The following is a 23,036-nucleotide window of genomic DNA, read 5'->3' as shown; positions in this document are numbered from 1 at the left end:
GCGCCGATCAGGCGCTCCTGGGGTGGATTCGGGTAGTTAAGACCGGTGTGGCGGTTACGGGCGCGGCAGGATGGGGAGGTTGTCGGCCTCGACCGTCTCCGGGTACTTCAACCCGGCGCCGGTGTTGAGCACCACCACCCGCTCGTCGCTCCGGATCCAGCCACCCGCCCGGAGCTGCTTCGCCGCGGTGAGGCAGGCCGCGCCCTCGGGGCAGAGGAGCAACCCCTCACGGGCACCGAATTCCCGCAGATCGGCGAGGATGTCTTCGTCCCGGACCGCGATCGCGGTGCCGCCGGTGTCCCGCAGCGCGTCCAGGATCAGTTCGTCACCGAGCGGCGCCGGCACGGTGATGCCGAAGGCCACCGTCTGGGCGTCCACCCAGGGCTCGGCCCGGCGGGCACCGGAGGCGAAGGCGCGCACGATCGGCGCGCAGCCGGTCGACTGGACCGCCACCAGGCGGGGGAAGCGGTCCCCGATCCAGCCGAGCTGCCGCATCTCGTGCAGCGCCTTGTGGATGCCGATCAGCCCGACCCCGCCCCCGGTCGGGTAGAGGATCACGTCCGGCACCTGCCAGCCGAGCTGCTCGACGATCTCGTACCCCATGGTCTTCTTGCCCTCAAGCCGGTAGGGCTCCTTGAGCGTGCTGGCGTCGAAGATCGAACCCTCGGGGTCGTCCGCCGATGCGGCGATCAGCCCGGCGATGAACCGTCCGGCATCGTTGATCAGGCCGTCGATCAGGTGCAGCTCGGCCCCGGCCGCCAGACACTCCCGGCGGGTGATGGTGGGGGCGTCGACCGGCATGGCGATGGTCGCGCTCATCCCGGCGCGGGCCGCGTACGTCGCCCAGGCGGCGCCCGCGTTGCCGTTGGTCGGCATCGCCACCCGGCGGATGCCCAGCTCACGCGCCCGGGAGATGCCAACGGCGGCACCCCGTGCCTTGAACGAACCGGTCGGGATCAGTCCCTCGTCCTTCACCAGGAGGCCGGGCAGGCCGATCCCGGTGCCGTAACGGGGCGCCGGCAGCAACGGCGTCCAGCCCTCGCCGAGGGTGGTCACGTTGGCCTGGTCGGCCACCGGCAGCAGCTCCCGGTAGCGCCACAGGTCGGCCGGGCGTGTGGCGATCTCGGCCGGCGTGACCGTGGCGGCGACCGCGTCGAGGTCGTATCGGGCGAGCAGCGGTGAGCCGCAGGGGCAGAGGTTCCGTGGCTGGTCGGCCGCGAAGGTGTCGCCGCAGCGCGGGCATTCCAGGTGGGTCAGGTACACCGTTCTCCTCGGCGGTCCGTGCGACGGGACGCTCCGAGTCAGCGTCCGTGCCGGACGCCACCCCGAAGATCAGAAACTGTACGCCGGTCGACCGTGCTGCGGCACCCGGACGCCGGTAGCTGTCCGGAAGGACATCTTCGCGGGTATGGTTCCGCCCCCAGGAGCGGGCCCGCTCGGGTTACCGTCTGCGGGTTCCGATCCGGCGGTGCCGATGGTGGGACCCCGGGGAACCGCATGGTTCCGGCTGCTTCGGGTAGGAGATCGCCATGACCTCATCTGTCGACCAACCGACGGTCACCCTGCCGGGCGAGGTGGCGATGCCACTGGTCGGGTTCGGCACCTGGCAGGCCACCGGTCGGTCCGGTTACGAGTCGGTCCGGACCGCGCTGGAGATCGGCTATCGGCACATCGACACCGCGACCGCGTACGGCAACGAGGACGAGGTGGGTCGGGCGCTGCGGGACAGTGGGATACCCCGCGAGGAGGTCTTCGTCACCACCAAACTGCCGCCCGAGCACGCCGGCCACGAGCGGCGTACGTTGGCCGCCAGTCTGGCCGCCCTCGGGACCGACTACGTCGACCTCTGGTTGATCCACTGGCCGCCGCAGCGGGGTGGTGGACTCGACACGTGGCGGGAGTTCCTCGCCGTACGCGACGAGGGGTTGGCTCGCGCGATCGGTGTGAGCAACTACAGCACCAGCCAGCTCGACGTGTTGATCCAGGCGACCAGTGAGCCTCCGGCGGTGAACCAGATCCGGTGGAGTCCCTCGCTCTACGACCCGCAGGTGATGGTCGAGCACCGTGAGCGGGGGATCGCGGTCGAGGGTTACAGCCCGTTCAAGACCACTCGGCTCGACGACCCGGTGCTGGTCGAGATCGCCCGCGCGCACGGGGTCGAGAGCAGCCAGGTGGTGCTCCGCTGGCACGTCGACCACGGCGTGGTGGTGATCCCGAAGTCGGTGACGCCGGACCGGATCAGGGCCAACTTCGACGTCTTCGACTTCTCCCTCAACGAGGACGAGTTACGTCGGATCGACGGGCTCGCCGGCTAGTCGGAGGTGGGCCCGGCGGGGGACGTCCACAGCCCGCACACCCCGCGACCGTCGTTCGTGTACGGACCTCGGCCAAACGGGCAATTTGCCGAAACTTGGCGCTTATCGTATTATGGCGCTGTTTTCGTCGTAACTGACGTCTTGTTGGCTTCGTTACAAAGATCGGGTTCGAGTGCTTCTCGGTCCTCGGGATTCCTTGACGTGATCTGAGACGAGGCAACGACGGTGCGTCCTATCTGGCGAAACACATCAGCAGCAGCCCTGACCCTCGTGGTCGCCGGGGCGGCGACTCTGGGGCTGGCATCGCCGGCCCTGGCGGCCCCCGGCGACGCGAGTGCCACCGGAGTGGTGGCGCAACTTTCCGCCGAGGTGCTCGGCGTTCCGGTGATCAGCGCGAACGCCACGATCGGGTCGGTCACGGCACCGCCCGGCGGTGGCACGGACTCGGACACCGGGGTGGTGGTGAGCCTGCCCGGCGCGACCGGCGCTGCGGCCACCGGGACGCTGAGCCTCTCCGCATCCCGTAACCCGGGCATCTCCACCGCGTCGTCCACTGTCGAGGACTTCACGTTGAGCATCCTCGGCGCCAGCGTCGTCACCGCCGACGAGATCTCCGCGTCGGTGAGCTGCCCGGCGGTCGGTACGCAGGTCGCCGACACCGTACTGAACGGGCTGACCCTCTTCGGTGCCCCGGTCGACCTGCTGCCCAACACCCCGGGGGTAGACGGCAGCGTCGCGATCGTGGTCCCCGGCCTGCTCGGAGGGGCACTCAACGTCACGCTGACCAGCGTCGAGACGGTCGTCGCTACCGGGGCGACCGCCACCGCCGTGATCGCCGCCGTCACCATCACCGGCACGGTGCTCGGCCTGCCGGTCAACATCGACGTCGGCGACGTGACCGTCGCCTCGGCGACCTGTGAGCGGGCACTCGCCCCGGCGGCGCCGATCGCGTCCTCGATCAACCCGAACGCCGGCCCGGAGTCCGGCGGGCAGGTGGTCACGATCACCGGGTCCAACTTCGTACCGGGCGACACCACCGTCGTCTTCGACGGCGTACCGGGCACCAACGTGACGGTCGCCCCCGGTGGCACCTCGCTGACGGTGGTCACCCCGCCCGGCGAGGTCGGACCCGCCTCGGTGGTCGTCAGTACATCGAGCGGAGACTCCGACTCGCTGGGGTACACGTACCTCGCGGATGGCAGTGACGCGGTCGTCACCGACCTGACGCCGACCTCCGGCCCCACCTCCGGCGGCACGCTGGTCACCATCACCGGTACCGGCTTCACCGGTGCCACCGGCGTCACCTTCGACGGCGTACCCGGCACCTCGTTCACGGTGAACCCGGCGGGCACCACGATCACCGTGGTGACACCGGCCAACGCCGCCGGACCGGCCACGGTCAACCTGGTCTTCCCGGCCGGCACCGCGACCGCGCCAGTCTTCACCTTCGTCGCGCCGACCATCACCGACGTCACCCCGGAGCAGGGCCCGACCTCGGGTGGCACCAGCGTGACGATCACCGGTACCGGCTTCACCGGCGCCACCGGGGTGACCTTCGGTGGCAACCTCGGCACCAACCTCGTGGTGAACCAGGCGGGTACCTCGCTGACCGTCACCACCCCGCCGGGACCGGTCGGACCGGTCGACGTGGTCGTGCTCCTGCCCGGACCGGACGCCACCGAGCCGGACGGCTTCACGTACGTGCTCGCCGCGCCGACCATCAGCGACCTCGACCCGGACCGGGGCCCGACCCGGGGCGGCACGACCGTCACGGTCGACGGCAGTGGCTTCGTCCCGGGCGAGACCATCGTCAACATCTGCGGGCGGTCGATTCCGGTCACCTCGGTCACGGTCAGCCCCGACGGCCTGTCGCTGACCTTCGTCACCCCGCCGTGCGCGGCCGGGAACACCACGGTCACCGTCACCACCACGGAGGGCAGTTCCAACGGTCTGCCGTTCCGGTACGTGGGCGGTGGCCTGCCGGTCACCGGTGCCCCCGCGAGCACCTTGTTCGTGCTGGCGCTGGTGCTGATCGGAGCCGGTGCTGTCGCGCTGGTGCTGATCCGCCGCCGGGCACGCCTCTCCTTCACCATCTGATCGACTGGTAGCCGATCCGGGCTCCGGGGCAGTCGCCCCGGGGCCCGGATCTGTTCGTCCGACCGCACGTGGTGCGGCCCGGGACGGGATACGGCTCTAGGGTGGTCCGGTGGCGACGTATCGGATTGGCGAGGCGGCTGAGCTGCTCGGGGTCAGCGTGGACACGGTACGACGCTGGGTGGACGCCGGCCGGCTGGCCGCGACCCGGGACGAAAACGGCCACCGGAGCATCGCCGGTACGGACCTCGCCGGCTTCGCCCGTTCCCTGGCGGAGACGCCGGACGGCGGCACCGGGCGCTCCTCGGCCCGCAACCGACTGCGCGGCATCGTGACGGCGGTGAGCCGGGACTCGGTGATGGCACAGGTCGACATCCAGGCCGGGCCGTTCCGGGTGGTCTCCCTGATGAGCCGGGAGGCGGTCGACGAACTCGGCCTCGACGTCGGCTCGACCGCCGTTGCGGTGATCAAGTCCACCACCGTGGTGGTCGAACGGGGCTGACCTGCGGTCGGCCCGTACCGGCTACGGGCCGGTGGGAATCGGATGTGAAGATGGGCCAATTTTTTCTTTGCGGAAAATGAGAAAACCGGCCCACTTTCCGGTGTCCCGCCCGCACGGAAGCGGTCTCGTCCAATTCGGATCGTGAGGAGAGTGCGGCGCTGCGTGACCTGGTCGATTGTCGTAACCGGTTCCGTGGCGCGGCCGGCGTCGAATGGTTCGGCCCCCGCGCTCGCCACACCTCCTGGTTACGCACAGTGTTGTTGGCAGGGTCATTGAGCAATGTTGTCTCCCGGCCCTGAGCTGGTGTATTACCAATCTGGACGCCCGCGCTGTCAATTCCGTGACTAACAGCCAGTTAGTGTGGTGCTGGCACGCGTTGCCCGTGGATTTTCTCGCAGATCTAGGGCAAAGTGGCGTCACCCACAGACCGAACCACTCGGCCTCGCCCTGGATTCTGAGGGAAAGAAGGGTCGGGCGCAGCGGGTGGGTGGAGATGGGTACCTGGGGTGAAGCCATGGGGAGGCGCACGATGAACAATGAGGTGAACCGCGGTGGTGCAGTACCGCCGATCTGGGGTCACTACAGCGAGTCGGAACCCGATTTCGCTACCTGTCTGCTCTATCTGGACTGCGGCGACGACCCGTCCCGCAGCCTGGCTCTGCTGGAGCACTGGTACGACGAGGCGTGCCGGTTGCTGCTGCCCTTCGTGCAACCGGCCGGTGCGCCCGAACCGTGGCTGTCGCTCAGCGCGTACGAGCAGCACCCGGACGGGCGGGCCCGACGCCGCCGGCCACAGCGCTGGGCGGACGGACTGACCGAGGGGCTCTACCAGCTCTCGGCGCACTGGGCCGACGTCGACCCGGCCGCCGTCGCGTCCGAACTTGAGCTCTACGTCTTCCGCTTCGCTCACCAGCGGCACCTCAAACTGCAGGTGTCGGTCGGATTCGAGGGCCGCCCGGGGCGGCTGGCGCAGGTGCTGCCGGCGCTGGTCGAGCTGACCCGACGGGTCGGTGACGTGGCGAACCCGTCGTACGGCGAGATCGTGATCAACGCCGGCACGGTCGCGCCCTCGACCATCCTGGACTCGGTGCTCTCCCGGCCGGTCGAGGAGTCGGCCCAGCTCAGCCGCGGCTACCTGCGGGGCTACGAGTGGGTGACGCTCTGCCCGGAGGAGTTGCTGGTCCGCCTCGGCGGCGTTTCGGCTCTGCGGGACACCGGCGTCTTCGCCGAGGTGGTGCCGCTGACGTACGGCGGCGCATTGCTGCGGGCGACCCAGTCACCGGCCGACTACCAGGGTGACCGGGTCCGTGCCGTGTTCCGCGCGCTGGCACCGGTGCTCCCGTCCGGCCAACCGCAGGACCTGCCGGCCGACCTGCCGGCGCAGGACCTGAGCCGGATCGTCTTCGCCGACGCGGCGTACCCGTACGGGGCGCTCGATCTCGGCCCGTCCCTGCCGGCCAAGGCCGGCGTCGGCTCGACCTCGGCGTCCGCGCCGGCGATGGCCCCGCAGAACTGGGGCGGTTTCGGTCCGGCCGGCTCCGCTGCCCCGGTACGCCGCGACTTCTGACCAGGTCGGCAGGGGGGGCGTCGGCTGTGTGGTGACCCGGGACGGGCGGAGTAGGCGAGGCGCTTCGATACCGGTCCCGGGCCACCGGAGGTCGACTTCCGGTGGAGCACGGCGCCGTGGTCGCGTGCATCGGCCACGGCGCCGCGCGACGTACCGTCAGGCCCGGGTGCAGGCGGTGCCGTTCAAGGTGAAAGCGGTGGGTGCGGTGTACCCGCCGCCGTGGGTGCCCTGGTAGCCGAAGGAGACCGTGCTGCCGGGGGCGATGGTGCCGTTCCAGCCGATGTTCCGGGCCGTCACCGCTGACCCGCTCTGCGTCACGTTGGCGTTCCAGGCGCTGGTGATCTGCTGTCCGGTGGGCAGGTTGTACGCGAGCGTCCAGCCGTTGACCGGGCTGGAGCCGGTGTTGGTGACGCTGACGTCGGCGGTGAACCCGTTCTGCCAGGAGTTCGACGTGTAGCCGACGCGGCAGCCACCGGTGCCGGGGTTCGGCGGCGTGGTGGGCGGACCGGCGGTCGGCGGCGTGGTGGGAGGTGTGGTCGGGGGTGTGCCGCTGTTGACGGCGGCGGAGAACGAGTTGACCCCGAGCCCGGCGCCGCCCTGCCACGGTTCGAACCCGGCCTGAATGCTGGTCAGGTACCAGGAGTTGGTGATCGCACCCCGGTTGCGTACGTCGTTGATGAAGTCGAGCACGCTGAAGTTCCAACTCGTGATCGCCGACGGCGCCAGGTACGAGACGACGTTGTTCCCGCCGTTGTTACCGGTCCAGACGTCCCAGCTACGACCGCCGACCGTGGCGGTGCCGGTACGCGAGCCGATCGGCTGGATCGAGCCCTGTCGGTTGAACCAGATCATGATCTCCATCTGGTTCACCCCGGTGGTCTTCGGTGTCGGGTCGAGCCAGATGTCGTACGAGGCGTTGTAGGTCGCCCCGCTGACGTACGTGTAGTTGATGCTGCTGGTGGCGCTGCTGATCCGGCTCACCTGCAGTGGCAGGTTGCTCCCGGGGGAGCAGTTGCCGTAGTGGCAACCGAGGTAGACCGAGGGGTACGACACCGGTGCCCCGTTGGTCGGTGCCGAACCCTGCTGGCTGGTCACGGAGAAGCCGGTGTCGGTGACGTTGATGCACTGCTGGGCGGTGGTGCCCCAGCGGTTGTTCTGGACCACGTAGCGGCCCTGGATCGTGGTGGACCCGTACTGTTCGCAGATCTGGGTGTCGGCCTGGGCCGGGCCGGCGGCGACGATGGCGACGAGCGAGCCCGCGATGAGCAGGCCGGCGGCCACGAGGGCGCGAGCGGTTCTCATGGATGCTCCTTGGACGGTGGGTGTCCGTACATGCCGTGCGTGCGGTGTGTGCTGCCCGGATGTGCGGTGACGGTCGGCGGTACGTGCGGTGGCGGCGGTACCCGGGAGCGCTCCCACGCCTGCCAACACATTGACATGCTTAAAATCCCACCGCAACTCCCTGCCCCCACCCGCCCCCTTCCCGGCCCTCACTCATCCCCGCTCGCGATCTGGGGCGCCTCTTCCTGGCGTGGCGATCTGCCCGGGATCAACGCGGGCGGCGCGAGGGGGTGAGCGCGCGGGGGGTGTGGGGGGTCAGAGGGTGGGGAGGAGGGGGCGGGCGGCGCGGACCTGGGCCACGGCGGCCTTGAGGGCGACGACGACCTGGTCCTCGCTCGTGGCGGCGAGCCGGCTGGCCGGGATGGAGAGGCTGATCGCATCGGTTGCCGGCGACTGGAGAGGGACGGCCATGGCGAAGCAGACGATGCCGTCCGTGTTCTCCTCCCGGTCGACCGCGTAACCCCGGGACCGGACGGTGGCCAACTCGGCGTGGAGTGTGTCCGGGTCGGTGATGGTTCGGCTGGTCAACGCGGCCAGCGGCCAGTGCAGCAGCCGGTCGACCGCCTCGTCGGCCCGCTCGGCGAGCAGCACCTTGCCCAGTGCGGTGGCGTGCGCCGGCAGGTGCCGACCGATCGCGCTGTAGAGCCGTAACGGGTGGACCGATTCGCGTTTGGCCAGGTAGACGACGTGTGGGCCGTCGAGTCGGCCGAGGTGGACGGTCTCGCCGAATTCGCCGGCGAGCTGGTCGAGTACGCCACTGAGCAGACCGGTAACGGTGTCTGTCTCCAGGTAGGCGGCGCCGACCTGGAGGGCGCGTACGCCCAGGCCGAACCGGGTGCCGGTGGCGTCCGCCTCGACCCAGCCGCGCTTCATCATCGTCCGCAGGATGCCGTGCAGGCTGCTCTTCGGGATGCCGAGCGCGCGGGTCAGCTCGACCAGCGAGCGGGGGCCGGTGCCGTCCGCCAGCGCCTCCAGTACGTCCAGGGTCCGCCCGGCGGACTTGACCGGCTGGAATGCCCCTTCCTGGAGAGCATCGGCGGTTGTCGTCATGGCTGCCACTCTAGTGCGCTTGACAGCATCGATGACCGCAGTAGGGTCACGTATGTGACTAGCGTTCATCATTCTGAACAATCATCGGGTTCGCCGGAGACCGCAGCGGTCCCGTCGGCCGCCGCAGCGGTCCCGTCCGCCATCGCGGCCGGCCGGATCCTGCCCGTGGTGGTCCTGGAAGAGGCCGCCGCCGCCGAACCGCTCGCCGTCGCCCTGACCGAGGGTGGCCTGCACACGGTCGAGGTGACCTTCCGGACCGATGCCGCGGCCGACGCGATCCGGGTCATGTCGCAGCGGCCGGACCTGCTGGTCGGCGCCGGGACCGTACTCACCCCGGCGCAGGTGGACCGCGCCGTCGAGGCGGGTGCCCGGTTCGTGGTCAGCCCTGGCTTCGGACCCGCCGTGGTCCGGCACTGCCAGGAGTTGGGCGTACCGGTCTTCCCCGGTGCGGCGACCGCCACCGAGATCCAGCTCGCCCTCGACGCGGGGCTGGACACGGTGAAGTTCTTCCCGGCCGAGCAACTCGGCGGGCTCGCCATGATCAAGGCGCTGGCCGCGCCGTTCCGCTCGGTGCGGTTCATCCCGACCGGCGGGGTCAACACCGGCAATCTCTCCGACTACCTCGCCAACCCCTCGGTGCTGGCCGTCGGCGGCACCTGGATGGTCGCCCCGGCCCTGCTCGCCGCCGGACGCTGGGACGAGGTCACCCGACTGACCGCCGCCGCCGTCTCCGCCGCCCACGCCGTCGGCGGAAGTCAGGAGTGATGACGATGTTCGAGCTTCGCCCGGCCGAGGAGTGCCGGTACGACCTGGTCTCCCTCGGCGAGATCATGTTGCGGCTCGACCCGGGCGAGGGCCGGGTGCGTACCGCCCGTGGCTTCCGTGCCTGGGAAGGGGGTGGGGAGTACAACGTCGCCCGTGGGTTGCGTCGCTGCTTCGGTCTGCGTACCGCCGTGGTCACCGCCTTCGCTGACAACGAGGTCGGACGACTGCTGGAGGACCTGGTCCTGACCGGTGGCGTGGACACCTCCCTGATCAAGTGGATGCCGTACGACGGCATCGGGCGCACCGTCCGTAACGGACTCAACTTCACCGAGCGGGGCTTCGGCGTCCGAGGCGCCGTCGGCACCTCGGACCGGGGACACACCGCCGCCAGTCAGCTCCGTGCCGAAGACGTCGACTGGGACCACCTCTTCGGCACGCTCGGGGTGCGCTGGCTGCACACCGGCGGCATCTACGCCGCTCTCTCCGAGACCACCCCGGAGACCATCGAGGCGGCGATGGCCGCCGCGCGCCGGCACGGCACGGTCATCTCGTACGACCTCAACTACCGACCCAGCCTCTGGAAGGCGGTCGGCGGTCAGGCGCGGGCACAGGAGGTCAACCAGCGGCTGGCCCGGTACGTCGACGTGATGATCGGCAACGAGGAGGACTTCACCGCGTCGCTCGGCTTCGAGGTGCCGGACACCGACGAGTCCCTCGCCGAGCTGGACGTGGCGAACTTCCGTCGCATGATCGAGGCGGTGACCAAGGAGTACGGCAACTTCCGGGTGGTCGCCACGACGCTGCGTACCGTCCGTAGTGCCACGGTCAACGACTGGGGTGCGGTCGCCTGGTCCGCCGCCTCGGGTTTTGTCGAGGCGACCCACCGGCCGAACCTGGAGATCCTCGACCGGGTCGGCGGCGGCGACAGTTTCGCCTCCGGTCTGGTGTACGGGTTGATGGTCCACGGTGACCTCGCGCTCGCGGTCGAGTACGGCGCGGCCCACGGCGCGCTCGCCATGACCACCCCCGGGGACACCTCGATGGCCAGTCGCAAGGAGGTCGAGGCCCTGATGCGGGGCAGCGGAGCGCGCGTCCAGCGCTGACAATCTCCCGGGGAGGCTCTGGCACCACCGGCGGTGGTGCTATCGGTCAGCGGTCGCACGGAGTAGCGTCTTGGCTTCAACGCGTGCCGAGTCCCCTCCCGGAGGCGTCACCACCATGCTCGGTTCCACCCTGCGCATCCTCGTCGTCGGCGGGGGCATCGCCGGCCTGGCCACCGCTCGTGCCCTCCGGCTCGCCGGTTTCCGGCCGGAAGTGACCGAATGGCAATCGGCGCCGATGGCGATCGCGGGCGGCATCTACCTGTTGGGTAATGCCGCCCGCGCGCTGCGTGAACTCGGGTTGGACGGCCCGGTCCGCCCGCTCGGCCAGGTGGTCGGGCGGCAGCGTTTCCTTGACGTACGCGGACGGCGGCTCTGTGAACTGGACAACGGCCTGGTCTGGGCCGGGGTGGGGGAGTGCCGGGCGCTGCCCCGGGCCGACCTGCACCAGGTGCTGCTCACCGCGGCCGGCGGGGAGGTGCGTTACGCCACCGGGATCGACGCGCTGAACCTGACCCCGGACGGCGTGGAGGTCACCTTCGACGACCGCCGACAGGGCGAGTACGACCTGGTCATCGGTGCCGACGGCCGGCATTCGACGGTTCGCACGCTGGCCGCGCTCGGCGGCCCGGCCCGGCCGGTCGGGCAGGTCACCTACCGCAGTGTGGTCACCGATGGGCCACGCGTCACCGACTGGACCGCCCTGCTCGGCCAGCATTCCGCGTTTGTCATCGTCCCGATGGGCGCCGGCCGGTTGCACTGCTACGCCGACGAGACCTGGGGCGAGATACCGGCGGACCCGGTGGCCCGGCTTCGGGAGCGCTTCGCCGAGTACGGCGGGCCGGTGCCGGCGGTGCTCGACGCGATCCGTTCGGTCCGGGTGGCGTCGAGTGACGAGGTCGAGTTGGGACGTTGGTCACGGGGACGGGTGGTGCTGGTCGGCGACGCCGCGCACGCCACCGCGCCGACGTTGGCGCAGGGGGCCGCGATGGCGTTCGAGGACGCGCTGGTCCTCGCCGGGGCGTTGGCCAGGTCGGAGACGGTGACCGAGGCGCTCGCCCGGTACGAGAGTCGTCGGCGCCCGCGTACCAAATGGGTGTTGGACCGGACCCGGGACCGGGACCGGACCCGCGACGTCCCGCCGCCGTTGCGCGATCCGTTGCTGCGTGGTCGGGGTGCGCGCATCTTCGCCGAGCACTACCGCCTGCTGCTCGACCCGGCGTAACCACCCACTTACCGTCTGACCCGGCGTCACTCCTCGCCGTGTCACGGGCTGGGGCGCACGAGGCGGGGCACCGCCCCTGGCGGCGCGTCCGACCACCCGGCGCCGGAGCCACCGCTGCTGGGGACTATTCTCGCCTCCGAGATGCGGCCAACAAAGAATCAACAGCGCGTGCGGATCAGATCTGTGGGCGCAGTGGGACTAACGAGAACCGGAGGCCACTCGTGACCACCGTCGCACCGAAGCCGATCGTGACCCGGCCCTGGCCGGTTCGCCAGCCGATCAGGGGTTCGGCCATCGCGCGCCTGCTGCGTACGACGGACGCGAAGCAGATCGGGATCATGTACATGATCACGGCGTTCGCGTTCTTCATGATCGGCGGCCTGATGGCGCTGCTCATGCGGGCCGAGCTGGCCCGGCCGGGACTGCAGTTCCTGTCGCCCGAGCAGTACAACCAGCTTTTCACCATGCACGGCACGATCATGCTGCTCTTCTTTGCGACGCCGATCGTGTTCGCTTTCGCGAACTACGTGGTGCCGTTGCAGATCGGCGCACCGGACGTCTCGTTCCCGCGGTTGAACAGCTTCGCCTACTGGCTCTACCTGTTCGGCGGAACCATGGCGCTGGCCGGTTTCGCCAGCCCCGGTGGCGCCGCCGACTTCGGCTGGTTCGCGTACGCGCCGTTGAGCAGTGTGGAGAACTCGCCGGGTGTCGGCGCCAACCTGTGGATCGTCGGCCTGGCCGTCTCCGGTCTGGGAACCATCCTCGGTGGCGTGAACATGATCACCACGATCCTCACGCTCCGTGCGCCCGGCATGACGATGTTCCGGATGTCGATCTTCACCTGGTCCATCCTGGTCACCAGCCTGCTGGTCATCATGGTCTTCCCGCTGCTCGCGGCGGCACTGTTCGCGCTCGCCGCAGACCGGATCCTGGGGGCACACGTCTTCGACGCGGCCACCGGCGGACCAATGCTCTGGCAGCACCTCTTCTGGTTCTTCGGTCACCCCGAGGTCTACATCGTCGCGCTGCCGTTCTTCGGCATCATCAGCGAGGTCATCCCGGTCTTCTCCCGTAAGCCGATGTTCGGCTACAAGGGCATGGTCGGCGCGATGATCGGTATCGCCGCGCTCTCGATGAGCGTCTGGGCGCACCACATGTTCGCCACCGGTCAGGTGCTGCTGCCGTTCTTCTCGTTCCTCAGCTTCCTGATCGCCGTACCGACCGGCATGAAGTTCTTCAACTGGATCGGCACGATGTGGCGTGGCCAGATCAGCTTCGAAGCGCCCATGCTCTGGGCGGTCGGCTTCCTGGTGACGTTCCTCTTCGGCGGTCTCTCCGGGGTGCTGCTGGCCAGCCCGCCGGTCGACTTCCACGTCTCCGACAGCTACTTCGTGGTGGCGCACTTCCACTACGTGCTCTTCGGCACCATCGTGTTCGCCGTCTTCGCCGGGATCTACTTCTGGTTCCCGAAGATGTTCGGCCGGATGCTGGACGAGCGCCTCGCGAAGGTGCACTTCTGGCTCACCATGGTCGGCTTCCACACCACCTTCCTCGTGCAGCACTGGCTCGGCGCCGAGGGCATGCCCCGGCGGTACGCCGACTACCTGCCCGACGACGGCTTCACCGGGCTGAATACGATCTCCACGATCGGCGCGTTCATCACGGGCATCTCGACCCTGCCGTTCCTCTACAACGTGTGGAAGTCGTACAAGACCGGCCCGGTGGTGGAGGTCGACGACCCGTGGGGCCACGGCAACTCGCTCGAATGGGCGACCAGCTCGCCGCCGCCGCTGCGGAACTTCGACCGGATGCCCCGGATCCGCTCCGAGCGGCCGGCGTTCGACCTCAAGTTCCCGCAGCTCGCCGCCGGTCACTCCCTGGCCGGTCCGCCGGAGGGTGGCGCCAAGCCGCTGACCAGCGAGTCCGACGGTGGGGCCAGCTACCAGGAGGACGTCGCCTCCGACATCGACCGGCACTGAACCACCGGCCGCCGGCCGACCAGAGCGCCACGAGGGCGCCGACCCCACCCGGGGCCGGCGCCCTCGCCGTCTGTCCGGCAGGCCGAAAACCGGCCGGGCCGCTCAGCGTGGGGCGGAGAAACCCGGTCAGCGTGGGGCGGAGGAACCCGCTCCGCTGGCCGCCAACGTCGCCTCCCCGGTCGTCTCGGCGGCCGGTGCCGGCACGGTGGCAGCCCACTGCCGGCGCCGCAGCTCGATCGGCAGCACGACCAGCGCGATCACCGTGCCGAGCAGGCCGGTCGCGGCGAAGCCCCAGGCCGGGGACGAGGCGTCGATGACCGCGCCGGCCAGCGGCGCCCCGATGGCGATGCCCACGGTGATCGCGGAGCCGTGCAGGCCCATCGCCTCACCCCGTACGCTCGCCGGTGCCAGCCGGCTGACCGCGTCGGAGCTTGCCGCAAGGGTCGGGGCGCAGAGCGCGCCAGCGGGCAGCAGGGCGAGGCTGAGCAGCCACCACTGGCCGCCACCGAGCCCCACCGGGATGGTGGCCAGGCCGAGCAGGATCGTCAGCAGCAGCGGCGAGACCGGTCGGGAGAGCGCGCCGTACGCAAACCCGCCGACGAGCGAGTAGGCGGCCCACATCGTGAGCACCGCACCGGTCCAGCCGACCTGCCCGGCGTCGCGCAGCACCGCCACCACGGCGACATCGGTGCCGCCGAGCACCATCGTGGCGGCGGCGCTCAGTGCGAGCAGGCCGATCAGACGCGGGGTGAGCCAGTCCCGGCGGGCCGGTGCAGCCGCCGAGGTGGTCGACTCCGCCTCGGTACGGGTCGGCGGATCGAGGACGAACAGGAGCACTCCGGAGAGGACCATGCCGGCGCCGATGGCGTACATGGCCACCTCCGGCGACACGGCGGTGGCGAGGAGTACGGCGAGAGCGGGCCCGGTCATGAAGGAGAGTTCGACCGACATCGAGTCCAACGCGTAGGCCGGCCGCCGTTGGTCCGGTGGCACCAGCGCGGCGATCGACTGCCGTACCACCGAAAAGACCGGCAGCGTCAACAGGCCGCCGACCAGGACCGAGCCGAGCAGGAACGGGTACGTCAGGCTCGGCGCGGCGATCCAGAAGACCGCCGACGCGACGGTGGTGAGGATCAGCAGCGGTCGCAGCCCACGCCGGTCAACCAGCCGGCCGAGCAGGGGCGCACCGAGCGCCGAGCCGACCGTCATGAACGCGCCGACGAGCCCGGCCGGGCCGTAGCCGTAACCGAGGCCGACCACGTGCAGGGTCATCACGACGGCGCTTGCCGCCATCGGCACCCTGGCCAGAATCGACACCAGCAGCAATGGCCGCAGTCCGGGGAGCGCGAGCACTTCCCGGTAAGGCTTCACATTCAACACGGTCCGTACCTCCTGGACCATCTTGGCCCAGTGGTCCGGTCCGCGGGCCACCGGATTTTCCCCGTTTCTCCGGCGGTGATGGCGGTCCGCCCGGTTCAGGACGCTTTGACTACCGGTTCGCCGTGGAGTGTGACGCCCGCCTCACCCAGCTCCTCCACCGCCATCTCGGTGGTGTGGCCGGACACCCCGGCGGTCAGGTCGAGCAGCACGGTGGTGTCGAACCCCTCCCGGAGGGCGTCCAGCGCCGTGGCCCGGATGCAGTGGTCGGTGGCGATCCCAACCAGTTCGACCGTGTCGACATCGTGTTCGCGTAGCCAGTCGGCCAGCTCCGCGCCGTCGTCGGCGTACCCCTCGAACCCGGAGTACGCCGCGGCCCGCTCACCCTTGCGGAACACCACCTCGATCCGGTCCGTACGCAGGTTCGGGTGGAAGTCGGCGCCGGGTGAGCCCGCCACACAGTGGGCCGGCCACGAGTGCGTGTAGTCCGGCACCTCGTCGAAGTGGGAGCCGGGATCGATGTGGTAGTCCTTGGTCGCCACGATGTGCCGCCACCGGTCCGGCTCGGCCGTGATCAGTTCGGAGATCGCCGCCGCGACCTCGGCGCCGCCGCCGACCGGAAGCGAACCTCCCTCGCAGAAGTCGTTCTGCACGTCGACGATGATCAGTGCTCGACTCATCTGGTCGCCTTTCACGGATGTCTTGGTCAGCTCGTGGGCACCACGGTGACGGGGATCGTCGGATCCCCGGCGGAGAGCTTGAGCCCCTCCCAGGGGATCGAGATGAGGCACTGGCGCAGATGTTCGCGGGACTCGGCCAGTCCGGGCAGCTCCACCGGCTCGCCGCCGACCAGGTAGCTGCGCTGGAGCAACCGATCGTTCGGCCGGTGGTCGGGCACCCCCTGCGAGACCACGATCTCCTCGGTCGCGGTCCCGGTCGGCTTGTGCCGGCGGATCGCCACCTTGCGCCCGCCGACGGTCGCCTTGTTCTCCGAGCGTTTGACCACCGGGCGCCCGTCGACCTCGACCAGCTTGTAGACCAGCCCGGCGGTGGGGGCGCCGGAGCCGGTCACCACGGCGGTCCCGGCGCCGTACATGTCGACCGGCTCGGCGGCGAGCGCGGCGATCGCGTACTCGTCCAGGTCGCCCGAGACGATGATCTTCGTTTCGGTCGCGCCGAGCGAGTCGAGCAGGTCACGCGAGTGGTGCGCCAGCACCGACAGGTCACCCGAGTCGATCCGGATCGCCCGCAGGTCCGGGCCGGCGACCGCGATCGCGTTCCGGATGCCCTGGGCGATGTCGTACGTGTCGACCAGCAGCGTGGTCCCCTTGCCCTGCGCCGCCACCTGCGAGGCGAACGCGGCCGACTCGTCGTCGTGCAGCAGCGTGAACGCGTGCGCGGCGGTGCCGGCGGTCGGAATGCCGTACCGCTGGCCGGCGGCCAGGTTCGAGGTGAACCCGAAACCGGCCAGGTACGCCGACCGCGCGGCGGCGACCGCAGCCTCCTCGTGGGCGCGGCGGGAACCCATTTCGATCACCGTACGGCCCCGGGCGGCGGTGACCATCCGGGCCGCCGCGGCGGCGATCGCGCAGTCGTGGTTGAGCACTGACAACGCCAGCGTCTCCAGCAGTACGCACTCGGCGAAGGTGCCGGAGACGGTCAGGATCGGCGAGCCGGGGAAGAAGAGCTCCCCCTCGGCGTACCCCTCGATGTCGCCGGTGAAGCGGAACCGGGACAACCAGGCGGCCGTCTGTTCGTCGACCACCCCGGCCTCCCGCAGCCAGGCCACCTCGGCGTCGTCGAAGCGGAAATCGCGGACCAGGTCGACCAGCCGGGCGGTGCCGGCGACCACACCGTAGCGCCGGCCGGTGGGCAGCCGGCGGGTGAACACCTCGAAGACACACTGGCGGTCCGCCGTGCCGTCACGTAGCGCGGCACTGACCATCGTCAGCTCGTAGTGGTCGGTCAGCAACGAGGAATGAGGATTGCTCACCCGCCTAGCCTAAGCGCGCGTCAGCGCGACCGGGACAGCATGACCGCAGCGTTCACGGTCTGGCCTTGCCGTCGTGGTCCGGCAGTGCGCGCAGCGCCGGCCACAGCTCGCCACGGCCGGTCACGCCGAGCTTGGTGTAGACCCGCTGGAGGTGGTTCTCCACCGTCCTGGTGGAGATGTAGAGCTGCTCGGCGATGTTGCGGCTCGGCACCCCGCCAGCGGCCAGCCGGGCGATCTGGCGTTCCCGTTCGGTCAGCGCCGGCTGCTCGGCGGTGAGCGCCGGTGTGCGTACGGTGTCGCAGCGTTCCAGCAGCGCGCTCAGCCGTATGTTCGCCTCGTGCGCCCGGGGCGACTTTGCCTCGCGGAGCCGGGCCACCGCCATCGCGGTCGCCTCGGCGGCGTACAGGGTCAGCTCCAGTTCGTCGAAGCTGCTCGCCACGGCGAGAAGTTCGTCACCGGAGCGGGCGGCGACCGCCCGGGCGTGTCGGGCCAGCAGTGGGGGCAGGACGCCCTCGACGGTCTCGGTCAGTTCGGTCAGCCGGTGTGCCACGTTCTGCCGTCGACCGTCCCGGGTTTCCCGACCGACCTCCAGTTGGGCGCGGTCCAGCCGGACCAGGTCGTGCAGCGCCAGCACCTCGTGCCCGGTGAGACCGTCCCGGCGCAGGTCCTCGACCAGCGTGGTCAGGTGGTCGACGGCCCCTTCCAGGTTGCCGCCGGACGCGAGTACGGCGGCCCGGGCCTGCTCCCGCCACGGATACAGGATCGCCATCCCGGGCGAGTGCATCTCGTCGGAGACGGCCATCGCGTTGGTGGCCTGGGTGGTGTCGCCCTGTAGCGCCGCCGCGTGGGCCCGTTCGGCGTGGGCCAGGCCGGCGAAGACTCGACTCGTCGCCAGCACCGCGCACGCGTCGGTGCTGGTCCGTAGCGCCTCGGCGGTCCGGCCACGCAGCCGGGCGGCCTGGGCGCGCAGGATCGACAGGTAACCGGAGCCGAGCCGGAAGTCGCCCGCCACCGCCAGGTCGGCGAACTCGGCGGCGACGATCTCGTCGATGCCCTTCAGATCGCCGGCGAGCGCGAGCCGGGTGCCCCGGGCCAGTTCCAGGGCGAGTTGCAGGTACGGCATGTCGCCCCGCCACAGCGCCTCGTCGGCCTCCACCCCGGTCACCGCGCGCCCACTGTGTTGCAGCTCGCCCTGGGCGGCCTGGAGGTGCGCGATCGTGCACCGGGCCAGTCCCCGGGCGGAGAGTGTCGCCGCCGGCCGGTCCAGGACCGCCCGGCTCAGCCGGAGTGCCTCGGCGAAGTCGAGCTGGTGCAGGCGCATGATCGCCTCGAACGCGCGGACCCGGGCCCGCGCCGGCGGGTCGACGAGCTGTTCCGCCGCCGCAGAGATCTCCTTGACCGTCGACTGCTGGCTCAGGCCCCAGTAGGTCACCATGCCGCGTACGGTCAGCCACCGGCCGCGTCGTTCGTCGGTGGTGACCTGGTCGGCGACCCCGTCGAGGACGTCGATCGCCTCCTTTGGCTGGTCGGTGAACATCAGGATGGTGGCGAGCAGTTCGGCGGCGTCGAAACCACCGTCGTTCTTGAGCGCCGCCCGCGCCAGCCGCGCGGCGAGCGGTACGTCGAACCGACCGAACGCCTGACCGGCCGCGCGGAGCAGCAGCTTGGAGTCCTGCACGGTGTCGGAGTCGAGCCGCCACACCGCCACCCGGAGCAGGTCGTTCCTCCGGTTCTTGCCCACCCGCTCCAGCAGGTCGGCGAGTTCGGCCTTCAGACGGCGGGCCCGGCTCGCTGGGCACTGCTTGCGAACCAGCTCACCGTAGAGCGGGTGGGCCAGGAACAGGTTCACCCGGCGGTCGTCGCGTTCCTCCCGGATCAGCACACGATTCAGTACCGCGTCCACATCGGTCGGATCGGTGATCTCCTGCAACAGCCGGGTGCCGATCGGTTCGCCCATCGCGACCAGTTCGAGCACCCGCCGTTCGCCTTGGCTGAGTTGCCCGATCCGGGTGTCGATCAGCTCCTCCAGGCTCGGGGCCAGTTCCACCGGGCCGGTACGGGCCCAGATCCAGGTGCCGATCTCGTTCTGGACCAGTTCGTTGTTGGCGACCCCGGCGAGCACCAGTTCGCGCAGCATCAGCGCGTTGCCCTGGGCGTGCCGGTAGAGCTTGTCGGCGGAGATGCCGTCCAGGTGTCCGCCGAGCAGTTCGTCCAGGAGTTCGTGCGCCTCGGGCAGGTCCATCGCCGGCAGTACGGCGTACTCGACCAGGTCGTCCCTCCACAGTGCCCGAATCGAGAACGGAATCTCCTCGCCGCTGCGTACGGTGCAGAGCACCTTGGTGTTCGCGGATTGTGCGATCAGGTAGACCAGTGCGGCGGAGGACTGGTCGAGTAGGTGGGCGTCGTCGATGGCGAGCACGATGTTGCGCCCGGCGGCCTGCTGGTGCAGGGCGTCGAGAGCCCAGCGCAGCACCCCGGCAGCGGAGAGTCCAGCCGGCTGGTCAGCCGGCAGGACCTGGGCCAGGCCGCCGAACGGCAGCCCACTGGTGGCGATGTTGCCGGATGCCTGCCACACGGCGACCTTCTCCTGTGGAAGCTGTTTGACGGCTTCCCGGAGAAGTCTGCTCTTGCCGATTCCGGCTTCACCACTGAAAATGAGGCCGCGCCCACTCGAACTGGTGGCGGCGGCGGTGAAACGGGCGAGTTCAGCCGCTCGGCCGACGAAGTTCCACAGAACCATCCACGCAGCATATCGATCTGACTCGTTCCGAGTGTGACCCCCGACGCGCCGGAGTTGAGTATCACTGCGGTTGTCGATGAGTAGCGGTGGTGCTCGCAGCGTGCGGGCATCGACACGTAGCGTTCTCTTCGTCCGGGGCTGAATGCCGGACCCGCACCCGTCCGACTCGATCCGTCGGGCGGCGCCATCTGGTCAGGGAGGCCGCCGCATGGAGTCCGGACCTCGGTTCACCAACACCGGTTCCGGGCCGGTTCGCACGTTCGCCGACGCCGGGACAGGTCCGGACCGGCAGGAGGACGTGCCCACGTCGTACGCGGCGAGGCCGGACCATTCCACCACCGTCCCAACCGAACCCGTACGCATCGACCAGCCGCTGATCGACCCCGTCCCCGACGAGCCGCTCGCGGTGGTCGCCGTCGGCCCCGCCGGTGGTGGTCGCGACGCCGTGGTCGCCGCCCTGCTCGGGGTCGGCGAATCGGCCCTGCGGGTTCCCGAGGGGACGTTTCTGGTGATCCGGCACGGCCGGAGGATCACCGGATCCGCCTACGTGCCCGGCTACCGGGAGCCCCACCCGTACGGCAACGAGGCGACCGGCGCCGGTCCGGCACTCGCCCGGCCGCCCCGTCGGGTGGAACTGACCCTTCCTGAGCCGTTGCTGCGCCGCTTCGACGTGGTCGACACCCCGCACACCGGCGAACTCGGACCGGCCGGCACCCGGATCCTGCTCGACGTGGTCGACCGGGCCGGCGCGCTGCTCTTCGTGATCTCCGCCGAGCAGGCGTTGACCGCTCCCGATCTCGACCTGCTGACCGAGGTCTCGCATGGCGAGGCGAAGGTCTTCTTCGTGGTGACGCCGGGCGAGGGCGGCTGGCCGGACCCGGGCGAGGCCGACCTGGTCACCGACGTCGACTGGACGGCCGACCTCGACCCGGAGATCGGGTACGTGCTCACCGACGGCGCTACCGACCCGATCCAGGTGATCCTCGACGCTCACCGGGCCGCCCTGCTGGCCGCGGTCCCGTCGCTGGCGGACGCGAAGTGGCTGGCCCTGGATCCCGGGCACGAGGATGCCATCCACGTGCGTCGGGCACTGACCGACTGGGCCGAGCCGGAAGCGATGCACCGGGTCGCCGCGCACCCCCCGGTCGCCCCGGACGCCACCCGTACCGTCCCGGTCGCGCCGACCGCGCACGACTCGGACTGGGCCGACTGGCTCGACCGTGAGGTGCACACCCGGGCGCACCGGTTGCGGCAGCACCTCGCGCTCGAACTCGCCAACATCCACCTCCGCTGCGTGCAGGAACTCGTCTTCGGCGGAGGCTGCCGGGCCCTGCCCGGGGCGCTCGACCGGGAACTGCACGCGCTCTCCCTGCGGGCGGTCGCCGAATCCGACCGGGGCGTGGAGCGGATCCTCACCGAGACCCTCACCCGGGTCTTCGGCACACCCCCGGACGAGGCGATACGGCGGCGGGTGGCGGTCGCCGTACGGTGGGGCTTCGACGAGGAGCGCAGCGGACGCGAACTGGCCCGGGTACTGCTGGTCACCAGCACCGGGGGAGTGGCCACGGTCACCGGGATGGCGGCGGTGGCGGCGTTGGCGGTCTACCCCGGCGAACTCGGTGGTGTGGTGCTGCCGCCGATCGGCGCTGGTCTCTCCGGCGGCTGCTACCAGCACTGGCGCAGCCCCTCGAACGCCGACGTCGCCAAGGCCCGGTCGTGGCTCCAGCGCGCCCTGCGGGAGGTCGAGCTGGAACTCGCCCGGGAACTGACCCGGCGGTTCGAGGCGGTCCAGAAATCCCTCGGCACGGTGCTCCACGACGCCGTCGACCACGGCATCCTGCTCGCCTGAGATGCGCCGCTCCGTCGGTGGCGGCGAAGTTCCGGACATCGGCGGCGTTCCGGTTCAACAGTTCCCGCGACGCAGTGGCACGATGGAGGGCATGGCGGCTCCCCAGATCGCACCAGTCGAGACGCCGGACACCGAGGAGGTGCCGGTCTCCGACCGGGCCTGGGTCACCATCGTGTGGGACGACCCGGTGAATCTGATGTCGTACGTCACGTGGGTGTTCCAGAAGCTCTTCGGCTACAGCCGTGAGAAGGCCGAGGAGTTGATGCTCGACGTGCACCACAAGGGTCGCGCCGTGGTGACCAGCGGGGCGCGGGAGCGGATGGAACACGATGCCTCCCAGTTGCACGCCTACGGGCTGTGGGCGACGGTCGACCGGTCGTGAAGACTGGGCAACGGGTCGACCGGGCCGGTCGAGCGGGCGAGGGTGACGGGGAAGCGGAGTGAGCATGTTCCGGCGGTACGGCGAACACTGCGTGGCCACGTTCGCGACGGACGAGATCCGGGTTCTGCGTAAGGTCGCCGGTGAGGTGGTGGGTCTGCTCACCGATGGCTTCGACCACGACGATCCGGTGGTCGGTCGGCTCTTCCCGGACATCTACCCCGACGATCCGGGCAACTCGGCCGAGTTCCGCCGTTACACCGAGGGCGACCTGAAGACCGGCAAGATCGATCAGGCCGGGGCGATCCTCGCCGCGCTCCCCCCGGAGACCGGGGGTGAGGTACGTCTCGACCCCGAGGCAGCCGAGGCGTGGCTCCGAGCGCTCAACGACGCCCGACTGGCGATGGGCGTACGGCTGGAGATCAAGGACGGCACCGACCTGAGTGACGAACTCGACCAGGCTCTGGTGGCGGACCCGACGTCGAGCCGGGTCTTCCAACTCTCCGTCTACGCCTACCTGGGCTACCTCCAGGAGTCCCTGCTCAACGCCCTCGTCGACTAGCTCTCGACGCAAGGAGGGGCCCCGGGGGTTGGGCGCGCGGGCGCCAACGGGCCCCCCACGGAGGGGCCCCCCCGGGCCCGCGCCCCCCCCCCGGAGGGGGGCCCGGGCGCCCCCCGCCCCGGGGCGCCACCCGGAGGCCCTCCACACCCCCCCCGCCCCCCCGCTCGCCCCGCACGGCGGGCCCCCTTTTTCGCGCCC

General features: G+C 70.4%; 18 protein-coding genes. 11 read left to right on the top strand and 7 right to left on the bottom strand.

The window, feature by feature from the left end; translation table 11 throughout:
- Positions 1–54: 54 nt before the first annotated feature.
- Entirely contained in the window at positions 55–1,263 is a 1,209-nt protein-coding gene (locus ACIBF5_RS07205) for a threonine synthase (protein ID WP_396808992.1), read from the bottom strand.
- 266 nt (positions 1,264–1,529) lie between these two features.
- Between ACIBF5_RS07205 and ACIBF5_RS07200 the strand changes: the two genes are divergently transcribed.
- From ACIBF5_RS07200 to ACIBF5_RS07185, 4 genes are all read left to right on the top strand, one after another.
- Positions 1,530–2,315 (top strand): aldo/keto reductase, encoded by a 786-nt coding sequence (locus tag ACIBF5_RS07200; protein ID WP_396808990.1) that lies wholly within the window; start codon positions 1,530–1,532, stop codon positions 2,313–2,315.
- 225 nt (positions 2,316–2,540) lie between these two features.
- Positions 2,541–4,412, top strand: a complete 1,872-nt coding sequence (locus ACIBF5_RS07195; protein WP_396808988.1) for an IPT/TIG domain-containing protein — start codon at positions 2,541–2,543, stop codon at positions 4,410–4,412.
- 109 nt (positions 4,413–4,521) lie between these two features.
- Entirely contained in the window at positions 4,522–4,911 is a 390-nt protein-coding gene (locus ACIBF5_RS07190) for a molybdopterin-binding protein (RefSeq protein ID WP_396808986.1), read from the top strand.
- A 529-nt stretch (positions 4,912–5,440) separates the two neighbouring features.
- Positions 5,441–6,478, top strand: coding sequence for a hypothetical protein (locus ACIBF5_RS07185; protein ID WP_396808984.1), 1,038 nt, complete (start codon positions 5,441–5,443; stop codon positions 6,476–6,478).
- A 156-nt stretch (positions 6,479–6,634) separates the two neighbouring features.
- Here the strand turns inward: ACIBF5_RS07185 and ACIBF5_RS07180 are convergent, their stop codons facing one another.
- Positions 6,635–7,780: a cellulose binding domain-containing protein gene (locus tag ACIBF5_RS07180; protein WP_396808982.1), complete on the bottom strand. Its 1,146-nt coding sequence runs from the start codon at positions 7,778–7,780 to the stop codon at positions 6,635–6,637.
- A 294-nt stretch (positions 7,781–8,074) separates the two neighbouring features.
- On the bottom strand, positions 8,075–8,869 hold the full coding sequence (locus tag ACIBF5_RS07175; RefSeq protein WP_396808980.1) for an IclR family transcriptional regulator: 795 nt from the start codon (positions 8,867–8,869) through the stop codon (positions 8,075–8,077).
- Positions 8,870–8,923: 54 nt separating this feature from the next.
- Here ACIBF5_RS07175 and eda point away from each other — a divergent pair, with 54 nt between their 5' ends.
- The 4 genes from eda (at position 8,924) to ctaD (ending at position 13,938) form a co-directional block, all read left to right on the top strand.
- On the top strand, positions 8,924–9,634 hold the full coding sequence (eda, locus tag ACIBF5_RS07170) for a bifunctional 4-hydroxy-2-oxoglutarate aldolase/2-dehydro-3-deoxy-phosphogluconate aldolase (RefSeq protein ID WP_396808978.1): 711 nt from the start codon (positions 8,924–8,926) through the stop codon (positions 9,632–9,634).
- Between the two features lie 5 nt (positions 9,635–9,639).
- Positions 9,640–10,737 (top strand): sugar kinase, encoded by a 1,098-nt coding sequence (locus tag ACIBF5_RS07165; RefSeq protein ID WP_396808976.1) that lies wholly within the window; start codon positions 9,640–9,642, stop codon positions 10,735–10,737.
- A 115-nt stretch (positions 10,738–10,852) separates the two neighbouring features.
- Entirely contained in the window at positions 10,853–11,959 is a 1,107-nt protein-coding gene (locus ACIBF5_RS07160) for an FAD-dependent monooxygenase (RefSeq protein ID WP_396809408.1), read from the top strand.
- A 221-nt stretch (positions 11,960–12,180) separates the two neighbouring features.
- Positions 12,181–13,938, top strand: a complete 1,758-nt coding sequence (ctaD, locus tag ACIBF5_RS07155) for a cytochrome c oxidase subunit I (protein WP_396808974.1) — start codon at positions 12,181–12,183, stop codon at positions 13,936–13,938.
- Positions 13,939–14,064: 126 nt separating this feature from the next.
- Here the strand turns inward: ctaD and ACIBF5_RS07150 are convergent, their stop codons facing one another.
- From ACIBF5_RS07150 to ACIBF5_RS07135, 4 genes are all read right to left on the bottom strand, one after another.
- Positions 14,065–15,339 carry an MFS transporter gene (locus ACIBF5_RS07150; RefSeq protein ID WP_396809406.1) on the bottom strand — a complete coding sequence of 425 codons (1,275 nt, stop codon included), beginning with the start codon at positions 15,337–15,339 and terminating at the stop codon, positions 14,065–14,067.
- Positions 15,340–15,413: 74 nt separating this feature from the next.
- Entirely contained in the window at positions 15,414–15,995 is a 582-nt protein-coding gene (locus ACIBF5_RS07145) for an isochorismatase family protein (protein WP_396808972.1), read from the bottom strand.
- A gap of 26 nt (positions 15,996–16,021) precedes the next feature.
- The gene (locus ACIBF5_RS07140; RefSeq protein ID WP_396808970.1) at positions 16,022–17,308 is read right to left on the bottom strand and encodes a nicotinate phosphoribosyltransferase; all 1,287 of its coding nucleotides are present in this window, start codon (positions 17,306–17,308) and stop codon (positions 16,022–16,024) included.
- Between the two features lie 52 nt (positions 17,309–17,360).
- Positions 17,361–20,048 (bottom strand): LuxR C-terminal-related transcriptional regulator, encoded by a 2,688-nt coding sequence (locus ACIBF5_RS07135; RefSeq protein WP_396808968.1) that lies wholly within the window; start codon positions 20,046–20,048, stop codon positions 17,361–17,363.
- A 208-nt stretch (positions 20,049–20,256) separates the two neighbouring features.
- On the opposite strand from ACIBF5_RS07135, the gene ACIBF5_RS07130 reads away from it, so the two are divergent.
- The 3 genes from ACIBF5_RS07130 (at position 20,257) to ACIBF5_RS07120 (ending at position 22,838) form a co-directional block, all read left to right on the top strand.
- Positions 20,257–21,897 carry a hypothetical protein gene (locus tag ACIBF5_RS07130; RefSeq protein WP_396808966.1) on the top strand — a complete coding sequence of 547 codons (1,641 nt, stop codon included), beginning with the start codon at positions 20,257–20,259 and terminating at the stop codon, positions 21,895–21,897.
- Between the two features lie 91 nt (positions 21,898–21,988).
- Entirely contained in the window at positions 21,989–22,279 is a 291-nt protein-coding gene (gene clpS, locus ACIBF5_RS07125) for an ATP-dependent Clp protease adapter ClpS (protein ID WP_396808964.1), read from the top strand.
- A 64-nt stretch (positions 22,280–22,343) separates the two neighbouring features.
- Positions 22,344–22,838: a DUF2017 domain-containing protein gene (locus ACIBF5_RS07120; protein ID WP_396809404.1), complete on the top strand. Its 495-nt coding sequence runs from the start codon at positions 22,344–22,346 to the stop codon at positions 22,836–22,838.
- Positions 22,839–23,036 lie beyond the last annotated feature (198 nt).

It is taken from the genome of Micromonospora sp. NPDC050417, from assembly GCF_044458865.1.
GTDB lineage: Bacteria > Actinomycetota > Actinomycetes > Mycobacteriales > Micromonosporaceae > Micromonospora_G.
This window is presented reverse-complemented; position numbering and strand designations above follow the sequence as displayed.